The sequence below is a fragment of the Megasphaera sp. UBA4233 genome, from assembly GCF_002395615.1.
Taxonomy (GTDB): Bacteria; Bacillota; Negativicutes; order Veillonellales; family Megasphaeraceae; genus Megasphaera; species Megasphaera hexanoica.
The window spans coordinates 100,952-121,826 of record NZ_DGXL01000026.1 but is presented as its reverse complement, the minus strand read 5'-3'; the positions used below and the strand labels follow the sequence as shown (position 1 = coordinate 121,826).

The window sequence follows — 20,875 nt, the reverse complement described above, 5'->3', positions numbered from 1 at the left end:
TAGGTATACCAATGTTTCTTGCCCTTGCGAATCTGATAGAGAGGCGGCTGGGCAATGAATACATGACCATGCTCAATCAGCGGTTTCATGTAGCGATAGAGGAACGTCAACAGCAACGTACGGATATGCGCGCCATCGACATCGGCATCGGTCATGATGATGATTTTATCGTACCGGCGCTTGGTAATATCGAATTCTTCGCCAATACCCGTTCCAAAAGCAGTAATCATAGACCGGATTTCATCATTGGCCAGTATCTTATCGAGCCTTGCCTTTTCCACATTGATAATTTTGCCACGGAGCGGCAGGATAGCCTGGAAGCGGCGATCCCGGCCCTGCTTTGCACTGCCGCCGGCAGAATCACCTTCGACCAGATAAATTTCCGTCTGATCCGGATTCTTTTCCGAGCAATCGGCTAACTTGCCGGGAAGACTACTGATTTCCAATGCATTCTTGCGCCGTGTCAGTTCCCGTGCCCGGCGTGCAGCCTGACGGGCCCTCGATGCAGAAATCGTCTTATTGATGATATTTTTAGCTTCTGCAGGATGTTCTTCCAGATATTCCCGCAGTCCGTCTGATACGATGTTATCAACAATCCCCTTGACTTCACTGTTGCCCAGTTTCGTCTTAGTCTGTCCTTCAAACTGCGGTTCCCGCACTTTGACACTGATGACCGCCGTGAGACCTTCCCGGACATCGTCTCCGGACAGATTATCTTCATTATCCTTGATGAGTCCGGCCTGCCGGCCATAATCGTTGATCGTACGTGTCAGACCGGAACGGAATCCTGAAAGATGAGTTCCCCCTTCTTCAGTAAAGATGTCATTGACAAAGCTCAAGATATTTTCACTGTACCCGTCATTATACTGCATGGCGATATCGACAATGACTTTATTCTTTTCACCATCAATCTGGACAACGGTCGGATTAACAGCCGTACGGTTTTCGTTCAGGAATTCTACGAACGAGACCAGCCCGCCTTCATAGCAGTATACTTCCTGTTTTCCGTCACCGCGTTTATCCGTCAGGGTAATATGCAATCCCTTATTGAGGAAGGCCAGTTCCCGCAGACGTGTTTTAAGCGTATCAAAATCATAGACCGTATCAGGGAATATCTCCTTATCCGGTTTAAATGTGACGTGGGTACCTGTTTCTTCACCGGGGCGCAAGGGACGCACTTTCATCAGCGGCTGGTCGGTCACGCCACGCTTAAAGGAAATAGTATACAAATATCCATCCCGTTTGACTTCCACGCGGGTCCATTCACTCAATGCATTGACAACACTGATGCCGACACCATGAAGCCCACCGGAAATAGGATAACCGTCTCCGCCAAATTTGCCACCGGCATGGAGCACAGTCAGAACGACTTCGACAGCCGGTTTCCCCACTTTATGCATAGCAACGGGAATACCACGGCCATTGTCAATGACGCTGATGCTATTGTCTTCCCCGATTTCCACTTCGATATGTGTGCAATAACCGGCCAATGCTTCATCAATACTATTATCTACCACTTCATATACGAGATGGTGCAGTCCACGCAGACTCGTACTGCCAATATACATACCCGGCCGTTTGCGTACGGCTTCCAGCCCTTCCAGGACCTGGATTTGTTCCGCACCATACTTTATTTTTTTGTCTTCCGACATGCAATGCTCCTCCTCTTCTGTCCTACTGTGATGACACAGGACCTGTAACATCTTATTATACCAGATTTCAGCCGTTCAATCCACACTAAACAGCTCTTCATACCGTTTGACCAGCGTAGAAAGAGACAGGGGTGAACCATACACAGCATCTTCCGTGACTACATATGTACCAATCTTTTCTGTACTATTTCCCACATATTCATACGGTTTATAGTACTGCATGAGCGGATTGGCTTTACTGGCACGGCTGGGATGAGCCTTGAACAGGGCGACGAGGCGGCGTACATCGATCATCCGGTTTCCGCCGATATGAAGATACATAATCACTCCTTCTTTCTATAACGGTTAGCCAGGTTGCGGACATAATCATCGGTTAGTTCCACCGGCGTTTTCCTCGTGATGAACAAAGCCAGGAATAAATCATCTTCCGGTGTATCGCTATCGTAGTGGATCCGTTCAATGAGCTTATAAATACAGTCCCGCCGTACTTCATTGTACAGTTCTACGTACAGCCGGTCACTGCGTACGGCTCCTATCTCATGAACGAACTGATCCAGTGACAGCCATGGCATCTGGATCAACAGGTCGTGTACCAGCTTTTTCTTGTGCTGCCTGTCTTCGAGACGGCACAGGAGACATATCGTTTCTCCTTTTGCCAGCCAGCGGCCACAGCGCGGGCAATGGCGGAATCCTTCGGCTTCCATGGACAGGCGCCGTTTTTCCTGGGCAAAGCGCAGGGCTGCCATCTTTCCGCGGATGCGTTCCGGCAGGTGGCATGTTTCCTGCCTCACCATCTGCACATAATCATCGGATAAGACCACATCACGGATACGGCCCCGGGGATAGTCTGACTCCTCTTCTCCTTCAAGGGTTTCATACACGACCGGGGCCGGCTTTTTTCCACTGCGTACAAAACGCACCGACTGGACGAAATCTTCACCGATATAATCGTTAAGTTTCTTTTGTATTTCCTGACTGTACATAAAAAGCTGATTCATCCACACAGGGTTGAGAACGCCTATTATTACGCAATTTTTATCTACGTCTTTAATATAAGAATATTTTGCAATTTGTTTACCTATAATCTGAGGCCAGTCCCGCTTTGCCTGAAAAAAGCGGAACGGTGTAAGCAGTTTATTTTCTTTGAGGACAGCCGGTATAGAAAGTCCGGCTTTTCCCATTTCATGGGTCCGTTTAACCATTGGCAGCCACCCTGCCTTGTTCAATACAGATAAAAGAACAATCAGCAACAGACCGGAACATATCCGGTTCCGTCGTCGTGATAAATGTCTGGATACGTCCTTTAACAAAGGATAATAACGCCTGACGGCGCTGACTATCCAGTTCACTCATGACATCATCCAAAAGAAGTACCGGATATTCCCCTGTTTCCGATTTCATATATTCCAGTTCGGACAGCTTCAATGCCAGAACAGCCGTGCGCTGCTGTCCCTGGGAGCCATATTTCTTTAAGTTGGCTCCGGCAATGGAAAATTCCAAATCGTCCCGGTGGGGCCCGACCGATGTAGACATGCGGTACCGGTCCTGTTCCAGATGGGACTGCAGCATATCATAATACCACTGGGCATCCTTTTCCCTACCGTCACCATAAGGCTGCACATAGTCAATGTCCAGTCCTTCCCCTCCGCTGAGGCGCTTGTGGGTAATCCGGGCCAGAAGGCGGATTTTATGCAGGGCCTGAAGGCGGCGCTGTACGATATCGGCTGCCAGGCTGGCAATCTGGCGGTCCCACTCTTCCAGGGACTGGACCTTTTCATACTTCATTCGCTTAAGCAGCAGATTCCTCTGGGCAACAGCCCGGTGATACCGGAGAAGAGTCTGACAGTACACCGGACTGACCTGTGATAATTCACGATCGAGAAACCGGCGGCGAAGAGCCGGTCCCGCCTTGATAAGCTGCAAATCTTCTGGTGAAAACAGGACCTCATTTAACGTACCGATCAGCTCTCTGCGCGACACTCTCGTCTTATTGACCCATAGTTCTTTCTTTGCTTCTTTGGAAAGAATCATTTTAATCTGCTGTATGACACCGCTGCGGCTGAAATTAAGGATCAGACTTGCCGTCTGCTGCTTCCATTGGATGAGGTCCGCATCGGCAAGTCCCCGGTACGATTTACCAATACTTGCCATATACAGCGCTTCCAGGAGATTCGTTTTTCCCTGGCCGTTTTTTCCGTGCAGCACGACAATCGATGGTGGAAATGTCACTCGTTCATCATCATAATTGCGGAAATGCAGCAGGCGGATATCATGAATCAGCATAGTTTTATTCCCCAATAAGTTTATACGTACCGATACCCTTTATCTCAACGATGTCACCGGAATGGAGCTGCTTCCGCTTGGCCTGGCATAATGCGCCATTGACAAAAATCCTCTTTTCATCCAGAAGCGGACGGATCTGTCCTCCGCTTTCTATGACATCAGCCCATTTTAAGAATTGGTCTAACTGTATCATATTAGTTTTAATTTCGATATTTTTTATCATTTTGCCCTCATTGGTGTAACGACAAATACACAATTCTGTTCATCTTTATCTTGTACCAGCATCGGACTACTTGTCTTCAGCTGGAGTACAATTTCTTCACTATGGCAGTGTTTCAGGATATCCAGGACAAATTTTCCATTAAAAGCGATGCGGATGGGTTCGCCTTTAATCTGGCAGGAAACACTGTCTTCAATCGTGCCGTAATCGGGATGCTGGCTGGTCAGGCTGATCTGTCCGTCCTGAATAGCAAAATTAATGACATTATACTGGGCATCTTTTGCCACGATAGAAGCGCGTTCGACGGCTGCTGTAAATTCCTGGCGGTTCAGCGTCACCGTACTGGTAAACTGTGTCGGGATAACCCGGCGGTAATTTGGGAATTCCCCTTCAATCAGCCGGGTACGGATAAAGATATTGCCAAACCGGACAGTCATAAAATTGCGAAGCGCTACAATCTGTACATCCTGCGGTATATCCGTCGGCAGCTGACGGGCAATTTCCATGAGCAGCCGGCTCGGAATGACGGCTTTGAAAGGCTGTTCGGCCGGCTGGGCCAGTTCGGCTGATTTGAGAGCCAGGCGATGAGTGTCTGTAGCCACCATATTGAGAGTCGTCCCGCTTACATCGATATGTGTACCGGTGAAAATGGGACGGGCCGTATCGGTAGAACAGGCATATGATGTATGGTCGATGAGGTCTTTCAGAGTAATACTGTCTGTCGTGAAAGAAGAAGTACCATTTTCAACAATGTCTACTTCATTAAAATCATCCGGATTGATTGTCAGGCATTCAAATTTCAGTTTTCCGCCTTTTAACAGGAGCTGGGTATCTCCATCTTCTTTGATCATCTCGATTTCATCACCAGGCAGACGGCGTGTCAGTTCGATGAGAAATGGATTAGCAATAAATACTTCGCCTGGTTCTTCAATGACGCCCGGTACTTCCGTACGGATTCCCATATCGTAATCATTGGCCTGGAATTCGATCATATCACCGATGGCTTTGATGAGCAGGCCATTTTCATAAGAAATGTTATTACTTTTATCCTGGGCGATTTTTTGTACGGACTGGAGTCCTTTGTTGAGGTCTTCTTTTTTGAATCTGAGTTTCATGGTTGTCCCCTTTTCTATGATGGTGAGGTTAATTGAAAAATGAGTTAAAATCGTAGTAATAGTCATAGGCGCTGTGAAATTGTGCATAAGTCCTGTGAAGGCCTTATTTTATGCTATCCACAGATGTGTATAACTTGTGGATAAACAGGATTTTTCCATCCACAAATCCACTGTTTTCCGGAAGATGTGGATAAACGGATTTTTTTCCACATTTTTTCCGCTCATTTGTCCACGCTCATGATGCGCGTCTTTAATTGTTCTATCATGGTGCGAAAATTTTTATCTTTTTCCATTGCCTTGGCAACTTTATCACAGGCATGCATAACCGTAGAATGGTCTCTGCCATTGAATGCCGTTCCTATATGAGGATACGTGTTTTCCGTCAGTTCACGGCAGAGATACATGGCTATCTGGCGGGGAAAAGCAATCGACTTGGTTTTCTTCTTGCTCATCAGGTCTTCATATTTTACTTTATAGAACTGACAAACGGCTTTTGTGATTTCATCAATGGTAATATATTTTTTCTTGTCACTGGCCTGTACTAAATCTTGTAATGCCCGCTGGGCTATGTCGAGCGTAACCGGTGAATGTTCCTCTGCAGCCTGTAGCGTGACGCGGACAAAAGCTCCTTCCAGTTCACGGATATTTTCACTGACATTAGCAGCGATGAAATTGATGGCATCATTTTGGAATTCAATGTGTTCAGACTGGGAACGGCGGCGGAGAATGGCTGTCCTCATTTCCAGATCCGGTGGCGTTATGCGGGCGACGGCGCTGGCCTGAAATCGGGAACGGAGCCTGTTTTCCAGTTTTTTCAGATTTTGTGGTGGCCGGTCGCTGGTGAATACCATTTGTTTGTGATCCTGGTATAACTTATTAAAAGTATGGAAAAATTCTTCCTGTGTATGTTCTTTATTTTCCAGGAACTGTATATCATCGACGAGGAGTACATCGACGTTGCGATACCGCTGTCGGAAGCTTTCCGGATTTTTATCCTGGATAGACTGGATGAGCTCATTGGCAAAGTCTTCGCTGGTAATGCAGCGCAAACTCATGTTAGGGAAATTTTCCCGGATTTTATGACCGATGGCGTGCATTAGATGAGTTTTTCCCAGTCCGGAATCGCCATAAATAAAGAAAGGATTGTATTTTTGGGCCGGTGCACCAGCTACGGACAATGCGACGGCGTTAGCCATACGGTTACTGTTGCCAACGATGAACGTATCGAACGTATAGTTGCTGTTCAATCCGTCAGAAACGGGAACCTGTGCGGCCGGGACCGGTTCTGGTTTTTCTGCTGCTGGCGGTGGCGTGATATCTTTGGCTGAGCGGATTTCTGGAAGAGAAATACTTTCGTATTCATACGTATCAGGATTTTCCGTATCTACCGGTTCCAGTGTCGTTTGTGCCCATTCGGGTTCATCATATTCCTGATTTTCCCGGATCGTGTCTTCTTCCAGTACTTTAAAAGACGAAGCTGGTGCTGCAGATACCGTTTTTTCCGGATGATATGCTGCAGGTGTTGAAGACGCCGATGATGGTGCTGCCGGAGATACAGACGGGTCGGGGGTCGTTTCCCCTCCCGTGCTGTAGATAAGGCGTACCTGTGTAGGACGGCCTGTTACATGGCTGGCTGCCGTTTCCAGGAGATCTGTATATTTTTTGCTGATGAAAGAACAGACGAAACGACTCGTCGTATCCAGTGTTAGGACATCGTTTTCATACATACAGGGAATCAGGGCTGCTTCAAACCAGTTGTCGTAAATTTGCGGGGATACCTGAGGCCGTATATCGGTCAGTATACCGATCCAGAGTTCAGTCAGGTCTATCATGTCATGCATTCCTTTCCAATCGGGTGATGTGTGGATATGTTCATAAAAGATTGTGGATAAAGTGGATAAAATAGGCTGAAAAAAGCGGAAAGCCGATAAATATCGAGTTTCCGACCTATTAAATTATCCACAATCTGTGGATAAACTGTGTATAACTTGGTGAATATTTGTATGAAGACCACATCTGTATTGTACATCAAAAGTAAGTTGTGCACAAATAGAAGTTAGAAATTGGTTATATATATGTTAGGCTTTGATTATATTTAATAAAGCATCTATATACTCCGTCTATATCTCTGCTTTTTTGGATAACCCAGTCTTTTCAAATTTTTCCAATAAACAATTGACATCGGCAGGGGGATTGTCTATAATTACACTGTTATGGTGTAAATTCAATATACGTTGTATCGATAAGAAGGAGGTGTCTATCTTGAAACAGACATATCAGCCGAATGTATTGTGGAAGAAAAGAACTCATGGCTTCCGTGAAAGAATGAAGACTAAAGGTGGCCGTATGGTTTTGAAAAAACGCCGCATGAAAGGCAGAAAGAAGCTTTCTGCTTAATTTTTACGAGATGAACAGAAAAGTTCCTGGAAGGAATTTTTCTGTTCTTCTGCCATTTTTAGGAATTACAAGCTTAGGAACTATACGATGTACGAGTTAAACAAAGAGAAGAGGCTGTGCAAAAACCGGGAATACCAGCTCGTATACCGCCATGGCAGATCTGTTGTCAACCGCCTGGCCGTATTGTATGTACTGCCCCGTTCTCCCAAACAGCCAACCCGTATCGGTTTTGTAACTGGCAAAAAAATCGGTTGTGCCGTAGAACGCAACCGGTGCCGCCGGCTGATGAAGGAAGTATACCGCCTCCATCAATACGAGCTGAAAGACGGTTATGATCTGGTACTGATTGGGCGCGGCTATTTAAAACAGGTTGGATATCAAGAAGCTGAGCGGAGCATCCTGCAATTGTTCCGCCGGGCGAACGTATGGAAGAAGCGATGTGAATGAAATCCTTATTCATATTCCTGATACGTTTTTATCAGATGTGCATATCTCCGCTGCATCTGCCGTGCTGCCGTTTTTATCCTACATGTTCTGCTTATGCCATTGAAGCGTTGCAGAAGTACGGCGCACTGAAAGGGAGTTATTTAGCAATCAGGCGCATTTTAAAATGCCATCCCTTTCATGAAGGCGGATATGATCCTGTACCCTAGGTATCAGGCAGATGAAATGAAGGCTGTCTGATTTTTTCATTTTTAATCTTCGACAGGAGTTGAGAGTATTGAGTTTTTTTAGCGGAATCATGGACGTGCTGTCTGGCATTATGTCCGTTTTTCTCGATTACTGCTACCAGTTTACCCATATGGTCGGGTATCCGAGTTATGGCATTGCCATCATTTTGCTGACGGTTATCATCAAGCTGATACTGGCGCCTCTGACGGCTAAACAAATCCGTTCTATGGAAGGCATGCAGAAAATTCAGCCGAAAGTCAAGGAATTACAGAAAAAGTATAAGGGCGACCAAAGAAAAATGCAGATGGCCCTGCAGAAATTGTATAAAGAAGAAAAAGTCAGTCCGTTTTCAGGCTGTCTGCCTATCCTTATCCAGATGCCGTTCCTTATTTCCATATTTTATGCCCTGCGTGAATATCCCTATGATGAAGCATACAAGAGTTTTCTCTGGATGCCCAGTCTCGGCGATGCCGATCCTACTTATATTCTGCCTATTCTTTCAGCTATCTCCACTTTTGCTATCCAGAAACAGATGAGCGGTGCCCAGGTAGCGATGAATGAAGCCCAGGCCAAACAGCAGAAAATCATGCAGATTGTCATGCCTCTTTTCATTGGCTGGATCAGCATCAGTTTCCCCAGTGGCCTTGTCATTTACTGGGTTGTATCCAACGTATTCCAGTGGCTGCAGCAGATCATCATGTTCCGCGGCAAAAAGAAAGGAGCTGCTAACGCATGAATCATGTAGAAGCGACAGGAAAAACGATAGAAGATGCTGTCCGTTCCGGTCTGGTACAGCTGGGATTGACCCGTGATGAAGTGACGGTAGAAGTGCTGGCCGAACCGAAAAGCGGCTTTCTCGGCATTGGCAGCAAGCCTGCCGTCGTCCGCGTGACAGCCAAAGAAGAAGCAGAACACGTGCTGCAGCGGCAGCAGGAAGATGTGCGCAAGGCAGAAGAAGCAGAAAAACAGACCGCCGCTACGGAAACAAAAGCAGTGGCAGAACCACAGTCTGCGTCTGAACCAGCTGCTGATCCGGCCGAACCGGAAACAGCTAGTCCTGCCGATGACGGGGAAGATTCCGTAACAGATTCTCCTGCAGAAGAATCAGCAGATTCCGTAGAAGATTTTACCGCTGAAGAAGCGGCTGCCAAAGCACGGGAATTTCTCCAGGAAGTCCTGAAGAATATGGGCATGCAGGTCATGATTGAAAAAATGATCAAGCCGGACAAAATTATCCTTCATCTCCATGGAAAAAATCTCGGTATCCTCATTGGCAAACATGGACAGACGCTGGATGCACTCCAGTATCTTACCAATCTGACAACCAATCAGGGAAAAGAAACGCGGCATTTCATCATGCTCGACGTCGAAAATTACCGCCACCGCCGGGAAGAAACGCTGAAGCAGCTGGCTTTGCGCCTTTCTGGACGGGTGAAAAAGAAAGGTGATAAAGTCGTCCTGGAACCGATGAACGGCTATGAACGGAAAATTATCCACGTAGCACTTCAGGACGCCGAACATGTCCGTACGGAAAGTGAAGGTCAGGATCCGTACCGTCATGTCGTCATTTATTACGCTGAATAAGGCTAACGGAGCAAGTGACCAGTGGTCAGTGTCAGTTGGTTAGTGAATCTTTCACGGACCGCTGGTATCTGGCCATTTTTGTTATCTGACCGGTCCGCCTGTAGTCCTGTCAGAAAGGAGTGTTTGTATGTACGATACGGCAGATACCATTGCGGCGATTACGACACCGCTGGGAGAAAGCGGTATCGGTGCAATCCGTATCAGCGGACCCGATGCCTATGCTGTAGGAGATAAAATATTTAAAAGTAAATCGGCAGTTCCCCTGAAGGAACGCCGTGATCGTTCTATTCAGTACGGGACTATTGTCGATGAAAATGGGACCTGTATCGATGAAGTCCTGGCCCTTATCATGAAAGGCCCTCACTCCTATACGGCAGAAGACGTATTGGAAATCCAGTGCCATGGCGGCCGGGAAGCATTGGAATCTATCTTGCAGCTCATATTGCGCAGTGGTGCCCGCATGGCCAATCCCGGTGAATTTACGGAACGGGCCTTTGTCAATGGCCGTATCGACCTGGCCCAGGCTGAGGCCGTCATGGATGTGATTCAGGCTAAAAGCAGGGCCGGTCTCACCAGTGCTGTAAGCCAGCTGGAGGGCCGGCTCTCCAAGGTCATCAATAAGACCCGCAAAGAACTGACCGAGCTGGTGACGCGGCTGGAAGTCATGATTGATTATCCGGAAGAAGATCTGGAAGATATTGCTGTGCCGGACGTATCCGGTGCTTTGCAGGAAATGCAGGAAAAACTGCAGCATATGCTGGAAGAATCCCAGAACGGGCGCATGATCCGCGACGGCGTCATGGCCGCTATTGCCGGTACGCCCAATGCCGGTAAGTCGAGTCTCCTGAACCGTCTTCTTCAGGAAGAACGGGCCATCGTTACGGACGTGCCGGGTACGACACGGGATGTATTAGAAGAATGGATTACCCTGCGCGGCGTTCCCGTATGCCTCGTCGATACAGCCGGTATCAGGGAAACGGATGATACAGTCGAAAAAATTGGCGTCAGCCGGGCCCGTCGGTATCTGGACCAGGCAGACATCATCCTGGCTGTCATAGATGGTTCCCGTCCCCTTACGGATGAAGACAAAGATATCCTCCAGTCTGCGGCAGATAAAAATGTCATTATTGTCCTAAATAAGACGGATCTGCCGTCTGTCATGACCAGCCAGGACCTGAGCACCTATGGCTTCCCAATCTGCCCCATTTCGGCCAGTACCGGGGACGGTCTGGAAGAGTTGAAGGACAGACTCCTGCAGGAAGTGCTGAAAGGCGGCTTTACCGATGGCCCCAGCGCTCTTCTGACCAATACCCGCCATATAGAACTGGTACGGCAGAGTGCAGAAGCTCTGGAACGGGCACGGCAGTCGTTGCAGGATGGAATGCCTCTGGATTGTGCTGTCATCGATATCCGTCAGGCGTGGGATACGCTGGGCTCGATTACAGGCGATACGGTTCACGATGATATTGTTGAAGAAATATTCAGCCGGTTCTGTCTGGGTAAATGATAAATAGATTGCAAATGTATTGCGAAAGGGAAGGAAATTCCATGTATGTAGTAGATACGTATGATGTTATCGTCATCGGTGCCGGCCATGCCGGCTGTGAAGCAGCCCTTGCCAGTGCCCGTCTGGGTGCCAGAACCTTGATGGCGACATTGAATCTTGATAATATTGCTCTTATGCCCTGTAATCCTGCTGTAGGAGGGCCGGGAAAGAGCCACCTCGTACGGGAAATCGATGCCCTGGGTGGCCAGATGGGAATCAATACGGACCTGACGTGCCTGCAGATGCGTATGCTCAATACGGGCAAGGGGCCAGCCGTATATTCCCTGCGTGCCCAGTCAGATAAAAAACTGTATCAGATGACCATGACAAAAACACTGGAAAATCAGGATCATCTCGATGTCAAGCAGCTCATGATTACGGACCTCCTTACAAAAGACGGAAAAGTAACCGGCGTACAGACCGAACTGGGGGAAGTCTATGGCGCATCCTGTGTCATCCTGGCGACCGGGACATATCTGAAAGGTAAAATCATCATCGGCGAATGCACCTATTCCGGAGGTCCTATCGGCCAGCGCTCGGCAGAAGATCTGTCCGGGTCGCTGATAAAAGCAGGATTGAAACTCATGCGTTTCAAGACGGGGACACCAGCCCGGGTAGACCGGCGTACGCTTCGTACGGATGAAATGGCTGTGCAGGAAGGTGATACTGATGGTCATGCCTTTTCGTTCCTGTCAGAATGGAAAAACCGGAATAAAGAATGCTGCTGGCTGACGTTTACCAACGAAAAAACGCACAAAATTATCCGCGATAATCTTGACCGGGCACCCATGTGCAATGGCATCATACAAGGTATCGGTCCCCGGTACTGCCCTTCCATTGAATCAAAAATCGTCCGCTTCGCCGATAAAAAGCGGCATCAGCTCTTTATCGAACCAGAAGGACAATCTACGGAAGAAATGTACGTCCAGGGCATGAGTACCAGTATGCCTATCGATGTCCAATACGAATTCCTGCGCACCATTCCCGGGCTGGAAGATGTGAAAATCATGCGGCCCGGATATGCTATTGAATATGACTGCCTCGACCCGTTGCAGCTGACACCGTCCCTGGAAACGAAAAAAGTGAGCGGCCTGTTTTCTGCCGGCCAGTCCAATGGTACCAGCGGCTATGAAGAAGCAGCAGCCCAGGGCCTGATTGCCGGTATCAATGCTGCCCGCAAGGTGCAGGGAAAAAATCCTTTTATCCTTACCCGTTCGGAAGCGTATATTGGCGTACTCATTGACGATTTGGTTACGAAAGGAACGCAGGAACCATATCGCATGATGACCAGCCGCAGTGAATACCGCCTCGTCCTCCGTCAGGATAATGCCGATCTGCGTCTGACCCAGAAAGGCTATGATATCGGTCTGGTCAGTCAGGAACGGTACGACGTATTTTGTGCCAAAAAGAAAGCTATTGCTGATGGCATCGCCGCTTTGCGATCCATTTCCATTACACCGAGCAAAGCGATGGCGGAAAAACTGGATGCTCTCGGCACGGCTCCGGTCCATACGGGCATAACGGCCTATGAATTACTGCGCCGTCAGGATCTGTCGTATGACAAACTGTGCCAGACTTTTGATCTTCCCGAACTGGATGCCGATGTCAAAGAAGAAATCGAAATCATGATCAAGTACGAAGGATATATTGGCCGCCAGATGGAACAAGTAGAAAAAATGAACCGTCTGGAACAAAAACTCATGCCGGACGACATTGTGTATGCCGATATTGATACGCTGTCCGGTGAAGCGCGGCAGAAACTTGATGAAATCCGGCCCCGGTCGCTTGGGCAGGCCAGCCGTATTTCCGGCGTTTCTCCGGCAGATATTACGGCCCTTCTCATTTATCTGGAACAGTATCAGCGGGAGGGCGGCCATGTTTCAAAATGACCTCATCCATGCTATGGAAGCTATGGGACTTGTACTGGAAGACTATCAGATACGACAGTTCTGCCGGTTTGAAGAACTGCTCCTGGAAACGAATAAAGTCATGAATCTGACAGCCATTACCGATCCGGGTGAAGTAGCAGTCAAACACATGGCTGACAGCTTGTCCTGTTATGATGAAAGGTATTTTCCAAAGGATGCCTCCCTGCTGGATCTCGGTACGGGTGCCGGTTTTCCCGGTATTCCCCTGGCTATTTTCCGGCCGGATCTTACGGTGACTTTTTTTGATTCCCTGCAGAAGCGATTGAACTTCCTGAATGAAGTATGCCGGGAAACGGGCCTCCGGAAGGTGGCGTTCCTTCACGGGCGGGCTGAAGAAATGGCCCATCAGGAAGCATACCGGGAACAGTTTGATCTGGTGACCAGCCGGGCGGTGGCCCGCCTTTCCATTCTCTGTGAATGGGCGCTGCCTTACGTGCGGAACAATGGCTTATTCATTGCTCTTAAAGGAGCGCAATATGAGGAAGAAATCAAAGAGGCTTCCAATGCCCTGCGCATATTGGGAGGGACACTGGAAGAAGTCCGCCCGGTAACGCTTCCCGGGCTTTCCGATAAACGGGCGGTCCTCTATATCCGCAAGAGTGGCACGAGTCCGGCTAAATACCCGCGCAAACCCAAAATGGCGGCAAAACATCCATTATAAAATAAAAACTTCAGGAGAAAGGGTGTATGATTATGTCTTTGAAAACGTCTATAGCTGTCGTCCTGGCAGCCTGCTTTACGATGTTCAGTGCATCGGCACTGGCAGAAGAACCGCAGATCGATGCTCAGTCAGCCTGCGTCATCGATTCTGCGACGGGCAATGAACTGTATGCCAAAAATGCAGATCAGCGCATGTATCCTGGCGGTACGACTATGATGATGACCAGCATCCTTGGCGTCGAATCGGGAAAACTCGATACGGTCATGACCGTATCCGATGCATCCCAGCAGCTGGCCGGCGATGTGAGCCGTCTCGGCATTTATCCCGGTGACAAGGTGACGTTGCGCAATGCCCTGACGGGCATGATGACGGTCGGGGGCTGTGATGTGGCATATGATGCGGCTGTTACGGTTTCGCCGTCTCTGGACAGCTTTGTTCAGTCTATGAATGAAAAAGCGGCATCTATTGGGGCCAGTCATACGCACTTCACCAATCCGGCCGGACTTCCTGATGAAAATCATTATTCTACGGCGAGAGACCTGGCAAAAATTGGCGCCTATGCCATGAAATCAGCCGATTTCCGGGGACTCGTCAATCATGCTTCCTTTGACATGCCCTATGCAGACAGTGGTACGAAGCATTGCGAAACGACGAATGAATTTCTCACCAGCGGTTTTGCGGGAGCTGACGGCATCAAGACCGGTGCGACTAACGATGGCGGCCCTTGTCTGGTAGCTTCTGCTACGCGTAATGGTCATACCCTGGTTGCGTCCATACTCAACAGCGGTGACCGTGCTGGTGATGCGGCAGCTCTCCTGACCTATGGCTTTGAACGCCTGTCGGCCCCAGAAGCTGCTGTAAAGAATGTAACGACGGCAACGACGGCGACAGCTGCCGAAAAAGCAGCGGTTACCGCTTCCCAGGCTGTAACACAGACTGGCCGTGCATCTAATGCACCGGCTGATGCCGATGAAGCCTATGTCCTGCGCGATGCGCCGGCAGGACAGACCTTATCCCAGATAGCAGCCCAGCAGAAACAGGCGGCCCGGATTGCTGCGGAAAATCAGAATGAAAAATAAGACAGGCTCCCTATTGACAGACAGATGTTTCCTGATATAATGAAAGAATATCAAGAAAATATGCGATGCAGGCCTGACGGAATCAAGTGGAATAACCACGTGGACTGTATCGTTTAGAAAAAGCGCCGACCGTCTGGGCAAAGATATGAAAATATGCTTTGGCCAGCCGGCCGGTGCTTTTTTTGCACTCTCTTTGCCGGCCGACCGCAAAGGAGAGATGGATTCATGAAAAAGAACCGTTGGCTTATTGCGTTGTCTGCTATGGGCATCCACATCTGCATTGGCAGTGTCTATGCCTGGAGTGTCCTTACCCGTCCTATCATGCAGGCTATGGGATTTTCTCTCAAAGATACGACGTGGACCTTTTCCCTGGCTATTTTGTTTTTAGGACTGTCTGCTGGTTTTCTCGGCAGCTTCGTCCAGAAAATCGGACCCCGTAAGTCGGGTCTGCTGGCCATGACCTTTTTCTGCAGTGGCATGTTCGGCACGGCTGCAGCGTTATATTTCCACAGCCTGCCTCTGTTATATCTCTTCTACGGAGTCATTGGCGGTATTGGTCTGGGAACAGGTTACATCACTCCCGTTTCGACACTGGTCAAATGGTTCCCGGACAACCGTGGCTTTGCGACGGGCCTGGCTATCATGGGATTTGGTTTTGCCAGTATGATTGCCGGTCCGGTCATGCAGCTTTTGGTCCAGCATCTGGGCCTGATTCCCAATTTTCTCATCCTGGGCACGGTATATATGGTCATCATGACGGCTTCTTCTCTGTATCTGGCTCCACCCAAACCGGGAGAAGTCCCCGTTTCCGATGCGGCTCTTCGCAAAGCCGGTTCCCGCCATACGCCGGTCTATGCCGATGCCATGCCTCAGTTTAGCGTAAAAAAAGCGATGAAGACGTGGCAGCTCTATACTATCTGGTGGCTCTTCTTTACCAATATTACCTGTGGCATTGCTCTTCTGGCTGTCGCCTCTCCTATGGCTCAGGAAGTCGTCGGCATGTCGCCGATGGCAGCGGCTTCGATGGTCGGCATAATCGGATTCATGAACGGCGCCGGCCGCATTGCCTGGGCTACTGTTTCCGATTACCTGGGCCGTTCTATGACCTATGTCCTGTTCTTTACTATTGAAATCCTGGCATTCTGGCAGCTGTCCCATGTCACGGGAGCTTTCAGTTTCCAGATACTCGTCCTGCTCATCATTACCTGTTATGGTGGCGGTTTCTCCTGCATGCCGGCCTACCTTTCCGATCTTTTTGGGACGCGGGAACTGAGTGCCATCCACGGCCGGATCCTGACGGCCTGGGGAGCTGCTGGCGTTGCTGGTCCCCTGGTCCTGTCGCTCATTAAGGAAACGACCAACAGTTATGCCATTACACTGCAGTTCTTCTCTGGCTGTTTCGTACTGGCTCTGGCCATTATGCTCTTCCTCAAATACAAGACGCGTCATGGTATTGTTACCAGCGACAATGCTGTAGCAGCCAGTGTACAGAAAGAACACAGCATGCAGTAACAGATGTAAATTTTTCAAATAGTTTTTATAAAGGCGAAAAGCATATCAGAAAACGGTTGTCACATGAAATAGTTGCTTCGTGTGGCAGCCGTTTTTTCTATTACCTTCTAGTATAAATGAACGGAAATGATTGCTATTTCAATATAATGATTGAACGTGATTGAAAATGAATGAAAATGTTTGTATAATACGGGGTATAAAAAGTAATTCTGATTGTACAGAGGTAGGTGATATATGTGCTGACAGAAGAACGACAAGATGAGATGGTACGGCTGGTAACGGCCGGCGGTTCTGTTTCCGTACAGGAACTGGTTGATTATTTTCAGGTTTCTGAAGCGACGGTGCGGCGTGATTTGTCGGTCCTGAACCGGGACGGCCGGCTTCGCCGTGTTCATGGCGGGGCAACGGCACTGCCTTCTGAAGAAGGGGTGTATGAAGCCAATATGGAAGAACTGGAACATAAGTATTCTCTCCATATGACGGAAAAACGGCGCATAGCCCAGTATGCTGCTTCCTGCGTGACTGATAGCGATTTTGTGTATCTTGATGCGGGATCGACGGTGGAACAGATGGCAGATTTTCTGACGGGGTCAGGGGCATCCTTTCTGACCAACAGCCTGCCCCTGGCACAAAAACTGGCCCGGAATGGCATATCTGTCCATATGCTGCCAGGCCATGTAAGGGGAACGACTGCATCCGTCGTCGGCAGTGAACTCCTTCAGGCACTGGCGCAGTATCATTTTACCTATGGCTTTTTTGGTACCAATGGTATCAGCCTGGAAGAAGGTTGTACGACGCCGGACGCAGAAGAAGCTGCTGCCAAGGCCGCGGCCTTTTCCCAGTGCCGGCGGGCCTATATACTGGCGGATGGCAGCAAATTCGGCCTGGCTTCCCATATTACATTTGCGCCTCTTACAGGCGTGTCAGTCATAACGGCACGGAGCAGCCGGGATGTCGATTTTGCTCCTTATAAGAAATTGACGGAGGTGCATGTGCTTTGATTTATACCGTTACCTTTAATCCTTCTCTGGATTATGTCGTTCACATGAAAAAATTTGCCGCTAGTGCCATTAACCGGGCTGAAAAGGAAACGATTTATCCCGGTGGCAAGGGCATCAACGTAGCGCTTGTCCTGGGAAATCTCCACATACCGGCACGGATGCTGGGCTTTATGGCCGGATTTACGGGGCAGGAAATTGAACGGCTCTGTGAAGAAAACGGAGGCGATTGTGATTTCATCCGTCTGGACAAGGGGTATTCCCGTATCAATATGAAAATCAGTGCGGAAGAAGAAACGGCTGTCAACGGAATGGGGCCGGTTATTCCGAAGGATAAACTGAAACAGCTCATGAAACAAATTGAAGCTCTGGATGAAGGAGACACGCTGGTACTGGCCGGCAGCATTCCTTCTACTCTTCCGGGCGATATGTATGAACAAATCCTGAAACGCATGGAATTTCGCCATATCCGCACGGTTGTCGATGCCACCGGTGACTTGCTGCGCAACGTCATTGCCTACCGGCCGTTTCTCATCAAGCCCAATCAGGATGAATTGGGTGAACTCTTCAGTGTTGTCCTGCACAGGGATGAAGAAATCATCATGTGTGCCAAACGGCTCCAGACCATGGGAGCACGCAATGTCCTCGTTTCTCTCGGCGGTGACGGGGCCCTGCTTCTCGGTGAAGATGGAAAGATCTACCGCCGTCCGTCTCCCCAGGGCCGGCTGGTGAATTCCGTCGGTGCCGGTGACAGCATGGTAGCCGGTTTCCTGGCTGGTTTTGAAGCATCTGGCGGCAGTCTGGAAGAAGCGCTGAAATGGGGGATTGCTGCCGGCAGTGCTACAGCGTTCCAGGACTGGCTTGCTGGCGAAAAGGAAATAAAGAAATTGTATAAAACACTGTGACCGATGTGCGTTTTCTGGAAAGCGAGGAAAATTCCGTGCGTATTGCAGACTTATTAAAAAAAGAAAGTATTGATTTGCAGGCCCGGGCTGCTGATAAAGCCGGGGCTATCGATCATCTCGTGGGACTGATGGAAAAGGGCGGTCATCTGAAAGATACGGCAGCCTACAAGGCCTGTGTCCTTGCCCGGGAAGAAGAAGGCAGTACGGGAATCGGTGAAGGCATAGCGATTCCCCACGCCAAGACCGACGCCGTAGCGACGCCAGGCCTGGCGTCGATGATTGTCCGTCAGGGCGTCGATTACGAAAGCCTCGATGATGAACCGGCCTATTTGTTCTTCATGATTGCAGCCCCTGCCGGTGGTGCCAATATTCATCTGGAAGTTCTGAGCCGCCTTTCCCGGATGCTCATGGATGATGATTTCCGGGAAAAACTGATGCAGGCTGCATCGGCTGATGAATACCTGCAGATCATCACCGATGCCGAAACGGCCCAGCTGGCTGAAGACGCAGCTGAAGAAACTGCTGTAGACGGCAATGCCGTATCCGATGATGTGACTGATACGGAAACGCAATCTGCCGCACCAGATGCCGGACGCCCTTATGTCATCGGCGTTACGGCCTGCCCGACCGGCATTGCCCATACCTATATGGCAGCGGAAGCACTGGAACAGAAGGCTGCTGAAATGGGTGTCGATATCAAGATTGAAACGAACGGTTCCGGCGGTGTCAAGCATCACCTGACGGCGGATGATATCCGCCGTGCTGCCGGTGTCATCGTCGCTGCCGATAAAGACGTACCGGTGGAACGGTTTGATGGCAAACGCGTCCTCTTCGTCAATGTGGCGGCAGGAATCAAAGAGCCGCAGGCTCTCATCCGGCAGGTCCTGGACGGGACACCGCCTGTATTCCATGGTACGGCTTCTGAGTCGGAAGCGGTAACAGAGGCGGAAAGCGGCGAAAGTACAGGCCGTCAGATATATAAGCATCTGATGAACGGCGTATCCCACATGCTGCCCTTCGTCATTGGCGGCGGGATTCTCATTGCCCTGGCATTTCTTTTCGATATGGGTAATGCCGGTACGGCCCAATTTGGTACAGGAACTCCTCTTTCGGCATTCCTGAAAAACGTCGGCGGACTGGCATTCAGTATGATGATGCCTATCCTGGCCGGTTATATTGCTGCCAGTATCGGTGAACGGCCGGCTCTCATGCCGGGTATCGTCGGCGGCTTCCTGGCGACGACTGGTGGTTCTGGTTTCTTCGGGGCCCTCTTTGCCGGATTTATTGCCGGGTATCTCATCATCCTGCTGAAAAAAATATTTTCCCATCTTCCCCAGGCGTTAGAAGGGACTAAGCCGATTCTCATCTACCCCGTACTGGGACTGGTCCTCATCGGCCTTATCATGACGTATATCATTAATCCTCCGACATCGGTGTTCAATCACTGGCTGGCAGATACGCTCTCATCTATGACGACATCCAGCCGCATCATCCTAGGCCTTGTCCTGGGTGGTATGATGTCAATCGATTTCGGCGGTCCTATCAATAAAGCGGCGTATGTTTTTGGCACGGCATCCCTTATGGACGCATCTGGTGCGGCCGTCAGCTCGGGCATCATGGCATCGGTCATGATCGGTGGCATGGTGCCACCCATTGCGATTTCCCTTTCCATGCTGCTCTTCAAGAAAAAATTTACGCCGAAAGAACGGCAGTCTACGATTACCAACTTTATCATGGGACTGTCCTTCATTACAGAAGGAGCTATTCCCTTTGCCGCGTCGGATCCGTTGCACATTATTCCGCCCTGCGCTATCGGATCTGCTGCAGCTGGTGCCCTTTCCATGCTTTTCGGATGTACCGTACCGGCACCGCACGGTGGCATCTTTGTCTTCGGCGTCGTCACCAACTGGCCTATGTATTTTGCATCTTTGGCAGCCGGCGCTGTCATTGCAGCCGTCATCATGGGGATTATCCGCAAAAAACGCACCCAGTCGTAACGGTTGCCATACTAATGAACATAGAGTAAACTAAATCATAGGATTTCATACAGAGGAGGAATTATCATGAAAGAATTTACTTACACCATTACCGATCCCCAGGGTATCCATGCCCGCCCGGCAGGACTGCTGGTTAAAGAAGCCAAGAAATATGCCTCGTCCCTGACGATTGTCAAAGGGAATAAAAAAGGCGATCTGAAGAAAATCTTCACCGTCATGGGTCTGGGTGTCAAACAAGGTGAAAGCATAACGGTTCAGGCAGAAGGTTCCGATGAAGAAGCAGCTGCTTCTGCTATGGAAACATTTTTCAAAGAAAATTTCTAATG

General features: G+C 49.3%; 21 protein-coding genes and 1 riboswitch. Of the genes, 14 read left to right on the top strand and 7 right to left on the bottom strand.

Annotated elements, in window-relative coordinates; translation table 11 throughout:
- From B2U90_RS09865 to dnaA, 7 genes are all read right to left on the bottom strand, one after another.
- Positions 1 to 1,652: DNA topoisomerase subunit B (locus B2U90_RS09865; RefSeq protein WP_292017679.1), on the bottom strand; the 1,652-nt coding region annotated here is incomplete at its 3' end.
- A 75-nt stretch (positions 1,653 to 1,727) separates the two neighbouring features.
- A complete protein-coding gene (gene remB, locus B2U90_RS09860) occupies positions 1,728 to 1,973 on the bottom strand; it encodes an extracellular matrix regulator RemB (protein ID WP_059076222.1) in 246 nt (81 codons plus the stop codon).
- 2 nt (positions 1,974 to 1,975) lie between these two features.
- Positions 1,976 to 2,854, bottom strand: a complete 879-nt coding sequence (locus tag B2U90_RS09855) for a DUF721 domain-containing protein (RefSeq protein ID WP_059076223.1) — start codon at positions 2,852 to 2,854, stop codon at positions 1,976 to 1,978.
- The gene (gene recF / locus B2U90_RS09850; RefSeq protein WP_059076224.1) at positions 2,847 to 3,935 is read right to left on the bottom strand and encodes a DNA replication/repair protein RecF; all 1,089 of its coding nucleotides are present in this window, start codon (positions 3,933 to 3,935) and stop codon (positions 2,847 to 2,849) included. The genes B2U90_RS09855 and recF overlap by 8 nt, the downstream gene beginning before the upstream one ends.
- 4 nt (positions 3,936 to 3,939) lie before the next feature.
- Positions 3,940 to 4,158, bottom strand: coding sequence for an RNA-binding S4 domain-containing protein (locus tag B2U90_RS09845; RefSeq protein ID WP_206084919.1), 219 nt, complete (start codon positions 4,156 to 4,158; stop codon positions 3,940 to 3,942).
- Positions 4,155 to 5,270, bottom strand: a complete 1,116-nt coding sequence (dnaN, locus tag B2U90_RS09840) for a DNA polymerase III subunit beta (RefSeq protein ID WP_292017678.1) — start codon at positions 5,268 to 5,270, stop codon at positions 4,155 to 4,157. The genes B2U90_RS09845 and dnaN overlap by 4 nt, the downstream gene beginning before the upstream one ends.
- Positions 5,271 to 5,491: 221 nt before the next feature.
- Positions 5,492 to 7,102, bottom strand: coding sequence for a chromosomal replication initiator protein DnaA (gene dnaA / locus B2U90_RS09835; protein WP_292017677.1), 1,611 nt, complete (start codon positions 7,100 to 7,102; stop codon positions 5,492 to 5,494).
- A gap of 430 nt (positions 7,103 to 7,532) precedes the next feature.
- Here dnaA and rpmH point away from each other — a divergent pair, with 430 nt between their 5' ends.
- From rpmH to B2U90_RS09765, 14 genes are all read left to right on the top strand, one after another.
- Positions 7,533 to 7,667: a 50S ribosomal protein L34 gene (gene rpmH, locus B2U90_RS09830; protein ID WP_059076227.1), complete on the top strand. Its 135-nt coding sequence runs from the start codon at positions 7,533 to 7,535 to the stop codon at positions 7,665 to 7,667.
- 87 nt (positions 7,668 to 7,754) lie between these two features.
- The gene (rnpA, locus tag B2U90_RS09825; RefSeq protein ID WP_059076228.1) at positions 7,755 to 8,114 is read left to right on the top strand and encodes a ribonuclease P protein component; all 360 of its coding nucleotides are present in this window, start codon (positions 7,755 to 7,757) and stop codon (positions 8,112 to 8,114) included.
- Positions 8,111 to 8,320 carry a membrane protein insertion efficiency factor YidD gene (gene yidD / locus B2U90_RS09820; protein WP_059076229.1) on the top strand — a complete coding sequence of 70 codons (210 nt, stop codon included), beginning with the start codon at positions 8,111 to 8,113 and terminating at the stop codon, positions 8,318 to 8,320. Before rnpA ends, yidD begins: the two co-directional genes overlap by 4 nt.
- Positions 8,321 to 8,388: 68 nt before the next feature.
- The gene (locus B2U90_RS09815) at positions 8,389 to 9,075 is read left to right on the top strand and encodes a YidC/Oxa1 family membrane protein insertase (RefSeq protein WP_369814267.1); all 687 of its coding nucleotides are present in this window, start codon (positions 8,389 to 8,391) and stop codon (positions 9,073 to 9,075) included.
- A complete protein-coding gene (gene jag, locus B2U90_RS09810) occupies positions 9,072 to 9,923 on the top strand; it encodes an RNA-binding cell elongation regulator Jag/EloR (protein ID WP_059076230.1) in 852 nt (283 codons plus the stop codon). Before B2U90_RS09815 ends, jag begins: the two co-directional genes overlap by 4 nt.
- A gap of 127 nt (positions 9,924 to 10,050) precedes the next feature.
- Positions 10,051 to 11,430, top strand: a complete 1,380-nt coding sequence (gene mnmE, locus B2U90_RS09805; protein ID WP_059076231.1) for a tRNA uridine-5-carboxymethylaminomethyl(34) synthesis GTPase MnmE — start codon at positions 10,051 to 10,053, stop codon at positions 11,428 to 11,430.
- 41 nt (positions 11,431 to 11,471) lie between these two features.
- Positions 11,472 to 13,358 (top strand): tRNA uridine-5-carboxymethylaminomethyl(34) synthesis enzyme MnmG, encoded by a 1,887-nt coding sequence (mnmG, locus tag B2U90_RS09800; RefSeq protein ID WP_292017676.1) that lies wholly within the window; start codon positions 11,472 to 11,474, stop codon positions 13,356 to 13,358.
- The gene (gene rsmG / locus B2U90_RS09795; RefSeq protein ID WP_292017675.1) at positions 13,345 to 14,058 is read left to right on the top strand and encodes a 16S rRNA (guanine(527)-N(7))-methyltransferase RsmG; all 714 of its coding nucleotides are present in this window, start codon (positions 13,345 to 13,347) and stop codon (positions 14,056 to 14,058) included. Before mnmG ends, rsmG begins: the two co-directional genes overlap by 14 nt.
- A 26-nt stretch (positions 14,059 to 14,084) precedes the next feature.
- A complete protein-coding gene (locus B2U90_RS09790; RefSeq protein WP_292017674.1) occupies positions 14,085 to 15,137 on the top strand; it encodes a D-alanyl-D-alanine carboxypeptidase family protein in 1,053 nt (350 codons plus the stop codon).
- A gap of 59 nt (positions 15,138 to 15,196) precedes the next feature.
- Positions 15,197 to 15,283, top strand: a riboswitch (ZMP/ZTP riboswitch).
- A 79-nt stretch (positions 15,284 to 15,362) separates the two neighbouring features.
- Positions 15,363 to 16,649 (top strand): L-lactate MFS transporter, encoded by a 1,287-nt coding sequence (locus B2U90_RS09785; protein ID WP_059076235.1) that lies wholly within the window; start codon positions 15,363 to 15,365, stop codon positions 16,647 to 16,649.
- 236 nt (positions 16,650 to 16,885) lie between these two features.
- Positions 16,886 to 17,650, top strand: coding sequence for a DeoR/GlpR family DNA-binding transcription regulator (locus tag B2U90_RS09780; RefSeq protein ID WP_059076236.1), 765 nt, complete (start codon positions 16,886 to 16,888; stop codon positions 17,648 to 17,650).
- Positions 17,647 to 18,552, top strand: a complete 906-nt coding sequence (gene pfkB, locus B2U90_RS09775) for a 1-phosphofructokinase (RefSeq protein ID WP_292017673.1) — start codon at positions 17,647 to 17,649, stop codon at positions 18,550 to 18,552. The genes B2U90_RS09780 and pfkB overlap by 4 nt, the downstream gene beginning before the upstream one ends.
- Before the next feature lie 35 nt (positions 18,553 to 18,587).
- The gene (locus tag B2U90_RS09770; RefSeq protein WP_292017672.1) at positions 18,588 to 20,549 is read left to right on the top strand and encodes a PTS fructose transporter subunit IIABC; all 1,962 of its coding nucleotides are present in this window, start codon (positions 18,588 to 18,590) and stop codon (positions 20,547 to 20,549) included.
- Between the two features lie 66 nt (positions 20,550 to 20,615).
- A complete protein-coding gene (locus B2U90_RS09765) occupies positions 20,616 to 20,873 on the top strand; it encodes an HPr family phosphocarrier protein (RefSeq protein ID WP_292017671.1) in 258 nt (85 codons plus the stop codon).
- Positions 20,874 to 20,875: the final 2 nt, after the last annotated feature.